Origin of the sequence: Nocardia sp. NPDC051463 (assembly GCF_040681975.1) — a bacterium.
Lineage (GTDB): Bacteria > Actinomycetota > Actinomycetes > Mycobacteriales > Mycobacteriaceae > Nocardia.
The window spans coordinates 106,056-121,966 of sequence record NZ_JBFBAB010000004.1; the positions used below are offsets into that span (position 1 = coordinate 106,056).

At 66.4% G+C, this 15,911-nt stretch carries 12 protein-coding genes (1 of these 12 only partly in view); 3 read left to right on the forward strand and 9 right to left on the reverse strand.

Annotation, left to right across the window (positions count from 1 at the left end; genetic code table 11):
• The 4 genes in view from AB0M74_RS09060 to AB0M74_RS09075 are tightly spaced (at most 41 nt apart) and all read right to left on the reverse strand, a layout consistent with a single transcriptional unit that may run on beyond the window.
• Positions 1-5,884 carry the 5' end (the start) of a sigma-70 family RNA polymerase sigma factor gene (locus AB0M74_RS09060; protein WP_364903733.1) on the reverse strand. The gene continues 97,019 nt to the left of window position 1, outside the view, so 5,884 of the gene's 102,903 nt are visible here — the first part of the coding sequence; its start codon is at positions 5,882-5,884; the stop codon falls past the left edge of the window.
• Between the two features lie 9 nt (positions 5,885-5,893).
• Positions 5,894-6,373: a YbaB/EbfC family nucleoid-associated protein gene (locus AB0M74_RS09065; RefSeq protein ID WP_364903736.1), complete on the reverse strand. Its 480-nt coding sequence runs from the start codon at positions 6,371-6,373 to the stop codon at positions 5,894-5,896.
• Entirely contained in the window at positions 6,370-6,711 is a 342-nt protein-coding gene (locus AB0M74_RS09070; RefSeq protein ID WP_364903739.1) for a hypothetical protein, read from the reverse strand. Before AB0M74_RS09070 ends, AB0M74_RS09065 begins: the two co-directional genes overlap by 4 nt.
• A gap of 41 nt (positions 6,712-6,752) precedes the next feature.
• Positions 6,753-8,279: a hypothetical protein gene (locus AB0M74_RS09075; RefSeq protein ID WP_364903742.1), complete on the reverse strand. Its 1,527-nt coding sequence runs from the start codon at positions 8,277-8,279 to the stop codon at positions 6,753-6,755.
• A 505-nt stretch (positions 8,280-8,784) separates the two neighbouring features.
• Here AB0M74_RS09075 and AB0M74_RS09080 point away from each other — a divergent pair.
• The 3 genes from AB0M74_RS09080 (at position 8,785) to AB0M74_RS09090 (ending at position 11,468) form a co-directional block, all read left to right on the forward strand.
• The gene (locus AB0M74_RS09080; RefSeq protein WP_364903745.1) at positions 8,785-10,284 is read left to right on the forward strand and encodes a hypothetical protein; all 1,500 of its coding nucleotides are present in this window, start codon (positions 8,785-8,787) and stop codon (positions 10,282-10,284) included.
• 51 nt (positions 10,285-10,335) lie between these two features.
• Positions 10,336-10,779 carry a D-aminoacyl-tRNA deacylase gene (dtd, locus tag AB0M74_RS09085; protein WP_364904142.1) on the forward strand — a complete coding sequence of 148 codons (444 nt, stop codon included), beginning with the start codon at positions 10,336-10,338 and terminating at the stop codon, positions 10,777-10,779.
• A 101-nt stretch (positions 10,780-10,880) separates the two neighbouring features.
• A complete protein-coding gene (locus AB0M74_RS09090; RefSeq protein WP_364903748.1) occupies positions 10,881-11,468 on the forward strand; it encodes a class I SAM-dependent methyltransferase in 588 nt (195 codons plus the stop codon).
• Positions 11,469-12,418: 950 nt separating this feature from the next.
• Here the strand turns inward: AB0M74_RS09090 and map are convergent.
• The 5 genes from map to rpmD form a co-directional block, all read right to left on the reverse strand.
• The gene (gene map, locus AB0M74_RS09095) at positions 12,419-13,219 is read right to left on the reverse strand and encodes a type I methionyl aminopeptidase (protein ID WP_364903751.1); all 801 of its coding nucleotides are present in this window, start codon (positions 13,217-13,219) and stop codon (positions 12,419-12,421) included.
• Between the two features lie 38 nt (positions 13,220-13,257).
• A complete protein-coding gene (locus AB0M74_RS09100) occupies positions 13,258-13,803 on the reverse strand; it encodes an adenylate kinase (RefSeq protein ID WP_364903754.1) in 546 nt (181 codons plus the stop codon).
• Positions 13,800-15,122, reverse strand: coding sequence for a preprotein translocase subunit SecY (secY, locus tag AB0M74_RS09105; RefSeq protein ID WP_364903757.1), 1,323 nt, complete (start codon positions 15,120-15,122; stop codon positions 13,800-13,802). The genes AB0M74_RS09100 and secY overlap by 4 nt, the downstream gene beginning before the upstream one ends.
• A 163-nt stretch (positions 15,123-15,285) precedes the next feature.
• The gene (gene rplO / locus AB0M74_RS09110; protein ID WP_364903760.1) at positions 15,286-15,729 is read right to left on the reverse strand and encodes a 50S ribosomal protein L15; all 444 of its coding nucleotides are present in this window, start codon (positions 15,727-15,729) and stop codon (positions 15,286-15,288) included.
• 1 nt (position 15,730) lies between these two features.
• On the reverse strand, positions 15,731-15,910 hold the full coding sequence (gene rpmD, locus AB0M74_RS09115) for a 50S ribosomal protein L30 (protein WP_062983142.1): 180 nt from the start codon (positions 15,908-15,910) through the stop codon (positions 15,731-15,733).
• Between the last annotated feature and the right edge of the window lies 1 nt (position 15,911).

Sequence of the window (15,911 nt, forward strand, 5' to 3'; positions counted from 1 at the left end):
CGTCCTTCTGCACCAGCCGTTGTATCCGCGGCGAATCGAGTGCGGTCGCGGGCTGTTGCGTCCCGGTCCAGCCGTCCGACATGTCGGCGAACCAGGGTTCGGGCTGTGCCGTGGAAGTCGCCGGTGCCCCGGCGTCCGGCTGGCCGGCGGAACTCCCGTCGGCCGCGTTCTTGCCATCGGAATCGGGCTCGACCACCGGCGCGGCACCCGCCACAATCGGCGACGCAGCACCCGCCACAGCTGGCGCAGCACCCGCCACAACCGGCGCGCCACCCGCCACAACCGGCGACTCGGCACCCGCTACAGCCGGCGCAGCACCCGCCACAACCGGCGCGGCACCCGGCTCGACCACCGACGCAGCATCCGGCTCAATCGAAGCAGCACCGGCCGATGTACCAGGGTCGGCCACAGACCCGCCCGGAGACGGCTGCGTGACGGACGTGGCTCCGGGCCTGGCCTGAGGCTGCGCCCCGTTGGGCGCGGCCTGTCCGCCCGACACCCCCTTACTCCCGCCCTCGCCCGAAGGCTGTGTGGCGGAACCACTCTCCGGCGCTCCAGAGCGGCCGACTGCCTCCGGCCGGACGGGAGCCGGTGCCGGAGCGGACTGCTGATCGGCGGGCTGCGCCGCAGCGCCGCCCACTTGGCGCAGTCCCTCGAGAAATTCGTCGGCCCCACCAACAAAGGCAGAGGTGCCCGGGGCGGAATTGATTGTGTTCCCGGCGGCCGCGCCGAGCATCTGTTTGCGAGCCTCGGCAAAGCGCTGTATTTCCGGGATATTCGTTTGGACCTGCTGTTCGAGAGCGGCCCTCTCCAGCGGGTCTTCGGTGGTTCTCCAGCGCTCGACGACGACGGACATCGGGTGGTTGGCGGGAAGGTTGTTGAAGAGATCGGAGGTACGCAGCGAGTGGAAGCTGACGCTACCGGGTTGGCCGCTGCGGGCGGCGCGGTACATCGCCTGGATGTCGATGGCGGCGATCTCCGAGTGCTCGGTGACGATCACGTGCATGCCACCACGCACGAGGGCGACGGCGGTGGGCGCGATGTCGACACCACGCGCGCCCTGCATGTTGATGATGAGAATCTTGCCCTCTGCGCCCGCCTCGGCGTAGATCCTCTCCAGCTCCCTCTCAGAGGATCCCGGATTCTGCTTCTCCCAGGCATAGATCTGTTCCGCGTTGACCTGGACATGCTCGAGCTGCGAACGACCGAGCATGCGCGACATGCTTCTGACGAGATTGTTGTCGTGGGCCAGGACGACAATCGGTTGGCCGCCCTTGTTCACGGTGTGGATTTCGGCGGTGATCGCCCGCAGTCGCTGCGGCTCGGTGTCCGAGAACGTCGTACGCGCCTGGCCGTTGATGTCCTTGACGACCAGCCTGGATGGGGCAAAGCGGTCGATTATGGTGGTCTCGCCCATGCCGAGCTTTTGCAATGGCTCGGCGACGAAGTGGGCGGTACCGGACGCGCCGGTGACCAGGTCGTAGTTCTCCAGGGTGAATGTCTCCGCGAAGCTCAGGCTGATCGAATGGTCCGAGTCGTTGCGGATCTCCATGCGGTGTCGCGCTTCCACCGCCTGCGCGAGACCGTTGTTCCACCGGCTCTCGTTCGTGACACCCTTATCCATCATCAACCGATGGGCGACCTGATCGAGGATCACGATGTCGCCCTTACGCGTCACCCGATTGCCGTTCGCGTCCAGCGTGATCCGGTCCGCGCCGACAATGTAGTGCTTACCCCGCACCATCTCCCAGCGGGCGGCGGCGGCGTTGTTCAGCCGATGGACCTCCTCGGGAGTCATCCTCCGCTCGAGCGCCGCCTCGATCTTCGCCTGACCCGCCTCGGTCAACCGCGCCGGACCGTTCCGCTGAAAACGCGTACGGCCGAAGTCCTCATGGGTCAACAGCCCCTTGAGGGGATGCTCCCTCCTACCGAAAACATTGTTGAGGAAGTCCTCTGCGGCCCTCACCTCCGCTTGGATGTGCGGCGGGGCCAGCTCACGAACGCCTTCGGAAATAATGTAGTTCGTATCGGCATAGTGGGCTGCCTCGTCGATCTCGTCGATCACGGCGCGGCGGCCCGGCACCGGATGGCCGCGCAGCCTGCTGACGATGACATCGCCGACAGAGCCGACGTAGATGGTCGGCTCGCCCGGGACCGGCTCCGGCATCACCTTGTCCGGATTGATGCGAATTACCTTGTACCCGTGCGCGCCGTAGGTCTCCACCAACTCCTGGAACTCGCGGTCGACGAGGTTGTCCCTGGTGAGGTACTGCACCGAGCCCTTCTCGGCGGCGAGCCTGGCCACAAAAGCGTGGTACATCATCGACTTGCCCTCGCCCGCGTCCTGGTTGACCGGGCCATGGGGCATCGCCTCCCCCGCCGCGAACTGCGTCCAGCGCAACGGCTTCCCGCCCGGAAGCTTCGCCGATGCGGTGTTCCGGCGCAGAATCTCCGCCGCCGCCACCCGCGACTCGATCGCGGTGCCATGCCGCAACATGTGGGTCAACACCTCGAGGGACGCATTCTTGATGCCGAACACGTCCGGCGCGCGCTCCTTCAACAGCGCTTCGAAGTGCCTCACCAGCCCGTGGCCCGCGGCCTCGGCTGCGGCCTTGCGGTCGCCCGAAGCCGCCCGCGCCTCCTTCACCAACTCGGCCGCGATGAGCTCCGATGCGATCACGCGCTCCCGCGCGACAGCCCGCAGGAACTCCGGCCGAGCCGCCTCGATTTCCCGCACCAATGCCGCGCGCTCGTTCGCGACCTCCCGCGCCAGCGCATCCTGAACCTGTGCGATCTCCTCCCGCGCCTGCTCCCGCGTCACCCCGAGATCTGCCCCCCGCGCCTGCTCCCACAACCGCACCAACCGATCCCGCGCCGCCGCCCGCAACTGCGCGACCCGCTGCCGCGATTCGGCCCGCAACTCCTCCATTCGCTGCCGCGACTCGGCCGACAATCCCTCCGCCTGCCGCCGCGCCTCCAGCGCCGCCACTCGTTCGCGCTTGATCGCGTCGATCGCGGCTATCCGTTCGGCCGCGATCGTCTTCGCCGTCTCGGCGCGGTTGGCCGCGAGGTCCGCGGCCAGCCGGTCGCGTTCGGTGGTGATCGCGACCTCCGCCCGCGCGCGCAGGTCCGCGACCTCCGATCGCAGCTCCGCACGCAGTTGCTCGACCTTCGCCGCGGTCTCCCGCGCAGTCGCCCTGGCCTCCGCCGTGGCTTCCCGAACCGCCGCCCGGGCCTCGTGTACGGCCACCGGATCCGACGCGCGATGCGCGTCATGAAGCCGCTGCACGGCTACCTCGAGCCGCCTATCCGCGGCGGTCGCCTTCGCGCGTTCCTGCGCAATATCGTGCCGCGCAGCGTCATTGAGGCGACGCACCTGTTCGCTCTCTTTGGCTCGGACCTCCGCTATCAGGTCCCGAGTCTGGTCCCGCCGCTGCTGCTGCCACTGCTCTGAGGTGCTGCGCAGCTCGGCGATCCGCTCACCGACCCGCGCATGCAACTGGTCCCGATACTCGGTCTCGATCTCGATGCGCGGCTGCCTGGCCGCGTTATACGCCTCGACGTTGAGCGCGTGGAAGTCGTTGACCTCGACCCCGATCCGCACTCCACCCTGCGGGTCGACGGTGACGACGAGATCGACCTTGACGTAGTGGTCCATCAGGTCCTCGGTGCCGACCTTGATGCGCCCCTGCGCGTCCACTACGTCCGGCTTGACACCGAACGAGGCGGACACCTCCTCGATAGCCCGTGTCTCGGCCGTATTTTGCCGGTGATCCGACTCGGCCACCACCGCCTGGTGGCGCTCGAATTCGGCGACCATCTCATCCAGCATCTTGCGTGCTTGCTGCGCCTGCGCCTCGGTCCCGACACGGTCCAACCGAGCGCGTTCCGCCGCCACCCACTCCTGGAACCGCTCCTCCACCGGACGCTCGGGCGCGCCCGTCGGCTCGGGCGCCAGCACGTCCATCCGCGCACGCAGGGCGGCCTCGGACTGCATACGCTCCATCAGGGAGTGCTTGAGCGCGTTCAGCCGGCGCCGCAGTCCCCCCGAAGGCGTGTGCTCGCCCGGGCGGACTTCCGAATGTGACTGCGGCGCATCGGCTTCCGCCTTCACACCCGCCCTCGGCGCGGCGGCAGTTCCGTCCTGCACACCCGTCTCCGGCGCAGCAGTCTCCCGCCCTGCCTCAGTCTTCGGGGCACCGGCTTCCGCCTTCACACCCGCCTCCGGCGCGGCAGCTGTTCCCCGCTCCGCGACCTTGGGCGCGGCTTCCGCCTTCGCCCCGGCATCCAAGCCGCCGGTTCCTCGCTCCGCGGCGGCTCCCGCCCTCGGCTCGGCGGGACCAGCACCGTTGCTCGCGCCGCGACCGGTGGCCGGGTCCGGCCCCGCACGGTTGCTCGCGCCACGACCGGTGGCCTGGTCCGGGCCCGCACCGCTGCCCGCGCCACGACCGGTGGCCGGGTCCGGCCCCGCACTGCGGCCGGCGGCCTGGTCCGTACCGGCCGCCGCGCCCGCCCTTGCGGTCTGCCGCCCAGCCGTCGAGGCATCGGTGGCCGGCGCACTGCGTGTCGCCTCGGCTCCGGTGCCCGTGGCGTGCGTAGTCGACGGCGCTGTCGCGGGTTCGGTCGCCGGAATCGTCGTGCCGAGGAAGTTGGTAGCCCCACGGGGCTCCGCAGTTGCGCCTGTCGATACCGGTGCGGCCCTGGACTCCGCGCCGACGGCACCATTACCGGGGGACTCGACCGAGTGGGTGTATGCCTGGTATTGCAGGCTTTTCATCGTCGCCAGATCGTTGCGCGCGATCGCGGCATCGAGCTTCTCGGTGAACTTGGGGGTCGGCAAGCCATCGGAAACGGCGAGGTCGGCGCGGATCTGTCTGCTGAGCTGGGCTAGTTCTGTTTTTCCTGCCATGTCCAGCGGGACCGCGCCGACGCTGGCGTGACGACTGGCGGCCAAACCGCCGCGGGCACCGCTGGTCGCACCCAAAGCGCCCATGTAACCGAGGGAAACCATATCCCACTGGCCGTGGATGGCCCCGATGGCCACCGCGGTCGTGAGGCCCGACATGAACCCGGTCGCCATAGGTGCCATGCGCCCCAGACCGAGTCGGGTGGCCGCAGGCCCGAAGACCCCGCCCGCCGTGTGCCCCGCCACGCCACCGACACCCCAGGCCAATGCCGCATCACCGACCTTGGCCAGGTCGAGGTCCTGGCCGGAGGCCAGTTGTACCCCAGCGGTGACCCCTGCGCCGATGCCCGCCAGCTTCACCCCGGAGCCGATCCCGGTGAACGCGAGGTCCACTACTTTCTCGAGACCCTGCAGACCCATCCGGCTGAGCCCACGCAGCAGCAACTGTTTGCCCAGCATCCGCGCAGCGGCTGCCCCGATCCGCTCCATCATGTTTCTGCGGGCGACCGCGAAGGTGTACCGCCCGATCGCGACGATCAACGCCTCCTGCGCCGCCACAAAACCCGACGCCAGTCCGCCAGAAGCCAGCAGTTCGACCGCGAGCATCTCGAATTCCATCGCCCCCCACGCGGCGAAGATGCTCTCGGTAATGCGGTCGCCGACGATGCTCGCGTTGCTTTTGGAGGTGAACTCGGGCACCGCCTCCATCGCGGTGATGAGATTGTGGATCGAAAACTTGCCGTCCGTCAGCTGTTTCAGCGAGTCGGCGGCTTTTTGGCCCCCGTGCCCCTCATACCACAGCTCCGTCTGCGTGATAACCCGATTGAACTCAGGGAGAAGTTCGGTCAGGGCAGCAGCGGCATCCTCATACCGGTCGCCGAGTTCGGAGACACCGTCGAGATCCCATGTCCACGGATCCTTGCTCGGCGCGACGCCGCCGAAAATATCTATGAATAGCCTGAGGCCATCCGGAATCACAGCTGACCCTTACCAGCCAGGTTCGGTGACTCCTGGTCCGGCGCGGCGAGTGCCGTTGCGCTCGGCGTCAGGCTCCTCTCGCTCGGCCGAACCTGGTGGAGCGGTCGATGCCTCGGTAAGGGTGGGGAGACTCAATTCGTCCGGAAGACCGGGCAGCAACTCGGAGAGTTTCGGCATTCCCGCGTGGCGTTCCCGCATCGGCGCGGCCAATTCGTCAGCTTTGCGTTTGACCTCGGCGCATGCCTGCTGTGCGGCCGTGGTCACGGCCTTGGCGATCTCCGCCGGGGACAGTTCATCGGCGATGTCATCGGCCATCCGCGTCTCGATGACGACGCCGTCCGCATTCACGACGATGGTCACCAGCTTGTTCGCGGCCGTTCCGACCGCGGTGAGTTGGGCGCGCTGTTGATACGCGTCCCGAAGCGAAACCATATTCGCTTCAACGGCCTTCAACATTTCCGCCAATAGTTCCTCATCAGCGGTGCTCACGCCTTATATCCCCTAATGACTTTGTTGAACTCTTCTTTGTTCTTTGCTTCCATCTTGTCGAGCAGTTCCGCACTCTCGTCGAAAGCGGTGGCGAAATCGCCTTCCAAGATCTTCACGTAGGCGGCGCCGACACCGTGAATGGACTCGGACTGCGAGTCGTAATCCTTGCGGAAATTCTCGCCCGGCTCATGGGTCCCGCAGACAGGCCGCGCCATGAGCGGCTCCGTTTCCCCTTTCAGGTTATCCATCACCGTGCGAATCTTGTCCGCGAGATCCGTCAAATCGCCCGATAGTCCTCGCATCTTGGCGGATTCGACCTTCAGCTTGTCCTCATCCATGCCGTCCTCTATTCACTCAGCCCGGTCAGCCAACCCCTGCGTCAGGCCGATGCTCCCTGACGCTCCTGGAAGCGCTGCTCGAAACCCTTCACGAACGTGGTCGGGGCGACCGACGAGGACGAGTGCTCCAGCACGCCGTCATCAGCGATGTAGAAGATGGCGCGACCGATCGCGATCTCGCCACGCGGCACGGGGACGTACACCATCCAGCCGCAGCTGAAACGGTCGGCGGCCAGTTGGTCCAACGGGTATCCGGAGGTGTCCAGACCACGCCCCTCAACGTAGGCACGCACTCGGAAGATGGCCTCTTCCTCGGGCATCTGCTGCGGCAACGACGCGACCACACCGGCCAATGTCAGCTGGTACATGGCACCGTCGATATCGAACCGGTCGTCGAGGAACAGGTTCTCCACCGTCTCCCTGGTGACCACACCGACCTCGGCAGCCGCCACCAAGGCCGCTGCGGCGGAACGCTGCTCGACGCTCGGCGGCTGCGCGGCCAGTCCCGCGACAATGCCGACCACGGTGTTCGCGGTCCACACTCCGGGCACAGCGGTGGCGCACTCCTCCGCGGACGGTGACTCACCCCGGTACCAGCGGCCGCCCTCCCACCAGTAGACGAACGACATCAATCCGGTTGCCGCACGCGGGTTCAACACCGGGTTGGCGACCCAGTCCGGCGCACCCGCGAAGAACTTCGGCATCGCGGCGCCATCGTTGTAGGTGGCGTCCAAAGTCGGAGACTCCCACACCCCACCGGACAGCACCGCCTTGCCGTTCGGCAACGAGTACAGCGTGGAACCACCGCGCCGCGAGCTCTCGAACCAGCCCATCGACGGCAACACCCGCGGACCCCAATCGGATCCGGCGGCGACGAATGCCGCGGCGACACACGCCCACCGCGCCCACATCTCCGGGAAGTCCGGGAACTCGTTCTCCGCCAACACCGGCCACACCTTGGCGGCTTTGTCCGCCCGCGCGGCGAGTGCGGCGTCCTGCGGCGTCCGCGTCTGACGGTTGCCGTGACCGATGTACGCCGCCAGCCACACCGGCAGCGTTTCGCGCGGATACTCCTGCAAGTCGGCGCGATAGGCCTCCGGGTCGAACAGCTGCCCCTCCGGGAACGGCTCGTCACCGAAGTCGTAGTCGACCTCGAACTCCCCCTCGGAACTCAACCGCACCAGCAGCCGCCACCACGGCTCACCGTCCAGCTCAGCTACCAGCGCCCGGTGCTCGCGCGCCTGCTCCAGCACCGGCGCCGACGGCTCGGACCGCATCGCACGCGAGCCATCGGTGTAGACGACCTCGGCAAACCCGGTCGTCGTGGTCAGCACGAATACCGCGTCGAGCTGCTGCCACCCGGACGGACCGACTTCGCCCAGCGCGTCGGCAATCTGCCGCGCCAGCACCTGGTCTCGACCATCGGCGTCGGTCTCCTCGCCCGGCTCAGCAGCGCCTTCGGGGTCGGCGGTACCGTCCGGGCCATCCGAAGGCAGGCTGAAGCCGACATCCGGCGCCTTGTTCTCTTCGTTGGCGTCGCCCGGGTTCCCGTTGTTCTGGTCGCTCACAGTCCGCTTCCGCCGATCGTCGTGGTGCTTTCTCAGACATAGTTGCACAGATTCTCGCGCGCGCTCTCCCAACGGCGGGAAGCCCGACAGCAAACAACTGGAGCAGGGGATGAGGGGCGCACGGGTGCAGCGGGTTTCCCACGGCGTCGGCCACCATCGACGACCAGGTCAGCGCGCAGCAACCTCTCCGGATCACCCACTTCGAGGCCCTGCTGTCGGCGAAACAGTGACAGTGGCTCAGGTGCCGCGGACCGCGGACGCTCGCCCCCGATGCCCCTGATCCGGCGCTGCGCCGCGGCCTTAAGGTCTTCGCCTCCCCCGCACGGCCCACTCGAAAATTCTGTCCGCGTGGCCATCCGACCGCGCCGTCGCGGCAACTACCTCAGGGCCGGAACCAACATTTCGCCGCGCCGCGACGTCAGGCATACATTTGTGGCAGACTCGGCGGGCACGTTGCGGCCGATCGACGACCGTCGGCAAAGTTGATGCGGGAGTTGGGATCGCGATGGATCTGAGCTCGATCGAGCGCCGAGTGGCTGCGGATCGAGGGGCGGCGAGAGACCGGTCGATCGAAGCCCAGCTGCGATTGGCTACCTCGTTGGTCGAATTGGCCAAGGAGTTGGTCGCCACGAAGAACGGCTCCGACCGCGACCGAACTGCCGAAGCCTTGGCGCCCGCACAAGAAGCAGTCGCCATTCGGCTGCACTGGCTGACCGCCGGGCAGGTGTCCGCACAGTTCGCGGGCGAGGTGCAGGACGCGCTGCGCGTGTTCGAACAGGCCGCCCGGCACATCGGCCACCGCGAACTGGCGGCAAGCACTATCCGCAGCGCCTGTGGCGCCTATCGGCAAGTGGCGCACACCCATCCGCAGGCAGCCGGCGTGTGCGCCGACGCACTGTCGAAGTGCGGTGTGTGGTTGTGCAGGCTGGATCCGAAGACCGCTGTCGCCGCGTCCGAGGATGCGGTGCGGATCCGCAGCCGACTGTTCGCGGCGAATCCGGATCAATCCGGCAAGTACCTCGCCAGTCTGAGCACGCTGCTGCGCACCCTCATGGTCGGCAGGCAGCGCAAGCAGGCCATCGCGATGTATCGCGAGCGATATGCGGCACTGACCTCGCCCGAAATGACGACGCAACTGCGCCAGACGCGCATCGAGGACATCGACCTCACCATCAAGTCCTATAGCGCGCTCGCGAAGCTGGATTGCCCGACGCTCGAACGCGCCGGACGGCTGACCCAGCAGCAGATCCTCTACCAGACCGCGGGCGACCTCTCCACGATCGAAGAGATCAACTGGAAACTGGCCCTGGTCGGCATCAAACCGTTGACCCCCGGCGCGATGCCCGATCCGCCATCGCGGCCGGTCGAGATCGCCACCACCTTCGGGGCACTGAGCGTGCGCTGTTCGGCCGGTGACGCCGTCGCGCAGGTTCGCGCCGCGGTCATCGCCGCGTACGCGGCCGACGGTGCGCAGCCCGCGATCGGCTCGACCCATCTCGGCGGTGTGGAAATCATCTGGAGCGCAGCCGATCTCGAATTGAACTCGGCCACCGAACTGGGCGATGATATGGTCCTCATCGAACAGCCCTACCCGGGCTCGGTGACCGTGATGAGCCTGAAATGGGAGCTGGCGAACGTCGGCAAACATCCACTGGCGCTGCAGCTTTCGGCCCGCTGGCCGGTGATCAGCGTGGCCGCCACCGAGAACATGGCCTATGAACTGTGCCGGTACGAGGGTGGCAAGGCCACGCAGTACGCCGCCCTCGGCCGACCGAGCGGCCAGGCACCGCTGGACGAGCCGCTCGCGCCCATGGATTTCGCGACGCTGGCCGACTACGGCGCGGACTACGCGTCCGAGACCCAGGTCCGCGCCGCGTTCGGTAATTCCCCCATGTTCGCCAAGCTGACCCATCTGCCTGCCAACGGGATTCGGCAGACCGCCGAAACAGTGCCGCACACCGACCTGCTGTTCTTCAAGAAGGTGAAGGCTCCCGAACCGAGCTGAGACGGCACACCCGCCGCCGTGTCGGCCGGACCGCACGGCATGATCACCGATGTGCGAGTCCTATTACAGCGAGTGTCCGCCGCCCAGGTGACGGTCGACGAGGAGATCGTCGGCCGGATCGATCCTGCCGCCCACCATGCGCCGCACGGGCTGGTCGCCCTGGTCGGTGTCACGCACGGCGATACCGACGCGACCGCGAAAGCCCTGGCGGACAAGGTGTGGCGGCTGCGCATCCTCGACGGCGAGCGCTCCGCCGCCGACCTGGCCGCACCCATCCTGGTGATCAGCCAGTTCACCCTGTACGCCGATACGGCGAAGGGCCGCCGCCCGTCCTGGAACGCCGCCGCACCCGGCTCGGTCGCCGAACCCATCGTCGAGATGTTCAGCCAGGCATTGCGCGATCTGGGCGCCACCGTCGCCACCGGCCGCTTCGGCGCACATATGCATATCGACCTGACCAACGACGGGCCCGTCACCGTCCTCCTGGAAGGCTGACGTCGGCGTACGCGGACAGCAGCCGGTCGGCAACGTCGGCGACTGGCATCCTCGCCGGAAATTCCATCGGATAAGCACAGTCGAGGTCCTATGGTGGAGAGATGGACGGCGAACTACACGCCCGAGCGGCCGCCTCCTTCGGCGCGCAGGCCTGCGCGTATGCCGAGCATCGTCCGGACTACCCTGCGGCAGTGATCCATTGGGCTCTGGAGCAGCTCGGGCGTCAGCGCTCGCTCGTGGTCCTCGATCTCGGCGCAGGTACCGGCAAGCTCACCGCAGGTCTGCTCGGCGCGGGAGCCGAGCCGATCGCCGTCGAGCCCGACACCGAGATGCGCGGTGAACTGATTGCGCGTCACCCTGAGGTGACTACGATCGCCGGCACCGCGGAGTCGATTCCGCCACCGAAGCCTGGTGACCATCTCCCGGAGCATCCGCTGTTCCTCGACTTCGAACGAGCCGAATTCCCGCACGCTCACCGGCGGACCGCCGAATCCCTGACGACCACCATCGGAACCCACTCACACACGTTGGTGATCACCGCGCCGGAACGCGCCGAGCTGCTCGGCCGGATCCTCGACTACCCGCGCAGCAGGCCCGAGACCGCCGACGGCGAGTTCGACGTACCCCTCGTCACCGACGTCATTCGCGCCGTCCGCAGGGCCGAAACCCCGGTGTCCCAGCGCGAATGAAGCGCTACGTCATCCGGATCCGCCGCAGCCCAATGGAATTCGAGTAGTTCGCTACTCAGGTGAGCAATCGACGATGCGACATACGATCTTTACATCGTCAAAAGTTCATCTCGAACAGGGAAGGAAACCACTGACCCACCACAGCGTTCGAACCGACCGCTCGACCGAATGGCGAGGGGGACGTGCAGACGCGGGTGGAAGGAACGACGTCACCGATCCAGCGATGAGCTGGGGTATCGCCCGGTGGCACCGGCCGATCGACCGCTGGGTCGACGCGGGTGCCGCGAGGCGTAATCGCCCCGCGGACTACCCGCGGCGTCGGTGCGTATCGAGCCTCGCCGCGTAGCGTCCACATGCCCTCGGTCGTCGATGTCGCCGCACCCCAACGTGGGAGCGCCCCGAATGTCGGCGCGCGGCCTGTGTCGGTGCGCCTTGGGTGGCGGCTCGGGTCCGTCGTCGATGTCGGCGGATGATCGACATCGGTGCACCGTCGACGTCGGCGCATCGGTCGATGTGGCACTTCGTCATCGTCGAAGCGGCCACGATCTCCCAGAGCTCCGTCACTGTCGGCGCATCCGCCCATGCGCTGGTTCGGCAAGGTGCTTCGTCAACGTCGAGGTACCGTGGGTGTCCGTACTTCGTGCCTGCGGCCGCACCGACAACGTTCGCCTCTGCGGGATTCGGTCCGAGCACGATCGCGGCCAGCGTCCCGCCAGTCAGCAGGCTGCTCGAGAGCCGCAGTGTGGGCCTCGGATTCGGCACAGTGCGCGACCGTCGCCCAGGTATGCGAAAGGTGAGTGCCCTCCATGGACACTCACCTTCCAGAGCGAATTCAGGCCTCGGGATGTACCCACGCCGATGATGGCGATGTCGCTCAATCCCTCAGGCTCGCACTCGGCTTCACGCAGCGTTGCCCGGCAGAGCAGCGTGGATACCGCTGCTGGAGCCGGCTATTGCGGACGCAGCGTCAGAATGCGCGGTCCGTCTTCGGTGACGGCCACCGTGTGCTCCCAATGTGCGGCGCGACTGCCGTCGATGGTCACCACGGTCCAATCGTCGCCGAGCACCTTGGTCTGGGTCGTGCCCAATGTCAGCATCGGCTCGATCGCAAGGACCGATCCGACAACGAGTTTCGGCCCTCTACCCGGGTCGCCCTCGTTCGCGAGGAACGGATCCATGTGCATTTCGCGGCCGATAGCGTGCCCGCCGTAACCGTCGACGATGCCGTAGGCGCGACCGTGCAGTTCTTCCGCGGCGCGGGTGCCGAGTTCGATGGCGTGCGAGACGTCCGTGAGCCGGTTACCGGGCAGCATTGCCTCGATACCGGCCTCCATGGACAGCTTGGTTGCCTCACTGAGCAGCCGATCGGCATCGATGATCGGGCCGACGCCGAACGTCCACGCCGAATCACCGTGCCAGCCGTCGAGAATCGCGCCGCAGTCGATGGAGACCAGATCGCCGTCGGTCAGGATCTCCTCGGCGGTCGGAATCCCATGCACCACGCGGTCGTTCACCGATGAGCAGATCGAACCGGGGAACCCGTGGTAGCCCTTGAAGGACGGCACCGCACCCGCATCGCGAATCACCTGCTCGGCGACCTCGTCCAGCTCCAGGGTGCTGACACCGGGCTTGGCGGCATCGCGCACCGCGACGAGCGCGCGGCCCACGATGGCGCCTGCCGCCGCCATGGCGTCCAGCTCGCCCGCGGTGCGGAACGGCACCACCTTCTTGTTCTTACGACCGAAGACCATGACGGTTCAGTGTCCCATCGCTAGTGCGGTGAGCAGCATCAGTGGCCGAGTGCGCGCAACGCGCGGGCGTTGACCTCGTCGACCTCGCCGACACCGTCCACGGTGACGACCAACCCGTCGTAGTGCTCCAGCAGCGGCTCGGTCTCGTCCCGGTACACCCGGAGCCGATTGCGGATCACGCCTTCGTTGTCGTCGGCGCGGCCCCGGGCCAGCATCCGCTCGACCACGGTGTCCTCCGCGACGACGAAGCACAGCACCGCGTCGAGCTTGGTGTCCATGTCCGCGAGGATCTTCTCCAGCGCGTCGGCCTGATCGACCGTGCGCGGGTAGCCGTCGAGCACGAAACCATTCGCGGCGTCGGGCTCGGCGACCCGGGCCTCGACCATGCGGTTGGTCACATCGCTCGGCACCAGATCGCCGGCGTCCATGTACTTCTGTGCCTCACGCCCCAACGGGGTCTGCTGGCTGATGTTCGCACGGAACAGGTCTCCAGTGGAGATGTGTGGGACGCCCAGCTTTTCCGAAAGCAGGACGGCCTGGGTGCCCTTGCCGGCGCCCGGCGGACCGAGAAGTACAACTCTCACTTGAGGAACCCTTCGTAATTTCGATTCATCAGCTGGCTCTCGATCTGCTTCACAGTATCCAAGCCGACGCTCACCATGATCAGTACCGCGGTGCCACCGAACGGAAGGTTCTGGGCATCACTACTGGCACCGATGTCGAGGAACAGGTTCGGCAGGACCGCTACGAGACCGAGGTAGATCGAGCCGGGGAGGGTGATTCGGCTCAACACAAAATTGAGATAGTCGGCAGTCGGCCTACCGGGGCGGTAGCCCGGAATGAAGCCGCCGAACTTCTTCATCTCGTCGGCGCGTTCCTCCGGATTGAAGGTGATCGCGACATAGAAGTAGGTGAAGAACACGATCAGACTGAAGTAGATCGCGATGTACACCGGGTTGCTCGGAGTCACCAGGTATTTCTGGATGATCTCCTGCCACCAACTCTGGTCTGCCGTCCCCTTCGACGTAGTCAGCTGGGCAACCAGGTTCGGCAGGTACAACAGCGATGACGCGAAGATCACCGGGATGACGCCTGCCTGGTTGACCTTCAGCGGCAGGTAGGTCGAGGAGCCACCGTACATCTTGCGGCCGACGACTCGCTTGGCGTACTGCACCGGAATCCGGCGCTGGCCCTGCTCGACGAAGATGACCGCGCCGATGATGGCGAGCGCGGCGGCGCAGACGAGGCCGAAGACCAGCGGGCCACGACTGTCCAGAATGCCCTTGCCCTGCGACGGGATACGGGCGGCGATACCGGCGAAGATCAGCAGCGACATACCGTTGCCGACGCCACGCTCGGTGATCTGCTCACCGAACCACATCACCAGTGCCGCACCGGCGGTCATCACCAGCACGATGATGATCATGCCGAAGATGCTGGTATCGGCCAGGATGTCCTGCTGGCAGCCCTGCAGCAGCTGACCGCGGGCGGCTAGCGCGACAAGGCCGGTGGCCTGCAGGATCGCGAGGGCGATCGACAGATACCGGGTGTACTGCGTCATCTTGTTCTGGCCCGATTGGCCTTCTTTTCGCAGTTCCTCGAACCGCGGGATGACAACCGTCAACAGCTGAATAATGATGCTGGCCGTGATGTAGGGCATGATGCCGATCGCGAAGACCGACAACTGCAGCAGCGCACCACCGGAGAACAGGTTGATCAGCTGGTAGATACCGCCGGACTCACCGCCGGACACCAGGTCGATGCATTCCTGGACAGCCTGGTAGTCAACGCCGGGGGACGGCAGCGCGGCACCCAAGCGGTACAACGCGATCAACCCCAGCGTGAAGAGAATCTTCCGCCGTAAGTCCGGAGTCCGGAAGGCCGATACGAAGGCGGAAAGCACAGATCCTCCTGGCGAACGACATGGTCATGCCATGGATATTTCAGCGAAGTCCTGGTCGGAAGGCGCCGTATCCCATGACGAGGCTTGGCAGACAACAATTGAACTCTAACAGTGGCACCGGACGAGCCTTCACTCGTCCGGTGCCACTAACTGCAGAGTACCGTCAGCCCAGCTCGGTGACAGTGCCACCGGCCGCGGTGATCTTTTCCTTGGCGGCACCGGTGACCTTATCGACGGTCACCTGGACCGCGACACCGATCTCGCCGTCACCGAGGATCTTGACCAGCTGGTTCTTGCGAACCGCGCCGGCCGCAACGAGCTCGGCCTTGCCGATCTCGCCACCCTCGGGGAACAACTTGGCGATCGAACCGACATTCACGACCTGATATTCCGTGCGGAATCGGTTCGTGAAGCCCTTGAGCTTGGGCAGCCGCATGTGGATCGGCATCTGCCCGCCCTCGAAGGCGGCCGGAACGTTCTTGCGAGCCTTGGTGCCCTTGGTACCGCGGCCCGCGGTCTTGCCCTTGGAGCCTTCACCGCGACCCACCCGGGTCTTCTCGGTCTTGGCGCCGGGAGCCGGACGCAGGTGATGCAACTTGATGGTCATGTCAGACCTCCTCAACTGTTACGAGGTGGCGCACGACGTTGATCAGCCCACGGTTCTGAGGATTGTCCTCACGAACCACGGTCTGGCGGATCTTCCGCAGGCCGAGCGTACGAAGGCTCTCCCGCTGGTTCGCCTTGGCGCCGATCGACGACTTGATCTGGGTCACCTTGAGATCTGCCATA

What these genes read in the sequence shown, in the direction of transcription:
- rpmD (WP_062983142.1), bottom strand. Translation starts at nt 15,910, where the DNA reads ATGGCAGATCTCAAGGTGACCCAGATCAAGTCGTCGATCGGCGCCAAG.
- AB0M74_RS09090 (WP_364903748.1), top strand. Translation starts at nt 10,881, where the DNA reads ATGGACGGCGAACTACACGCCCGAGCGGCCGCCTCCTTCGGCGCGCAG.
- AB0M74_RS09080 (WP_364903745.1), top strand. Translation starts at nt 8,785, where the DNA reads ATGGATCTGAGCTCGATCGAGCGCCGAGTGGCTGCGGATCGAGGGGCG.
- rplO (WP_364903760.1), bottom strand. Translation starts at nt 15,729, where the DNA reads ATGACCATCAAGTTGCATCACCTGCGTCCGGCTCCCGGCGCCAAGACC.
- AB0M74_RS09070 (WP_364903739.1), bottom strand. Translation starts at nt 6,711, where the DNA reads ATGGATGAGGACAAGCTGAAGGTCGAATCCGCCAAGATGCGAGGACTA.
- map (WP_364903751.1), bottom strand. Translation starts at nt 13,219, where the DNA reads ATGGTCTTCGGTCGTAAGAACAAGAAGGTGGTGCCGTTCCGCACCGCG.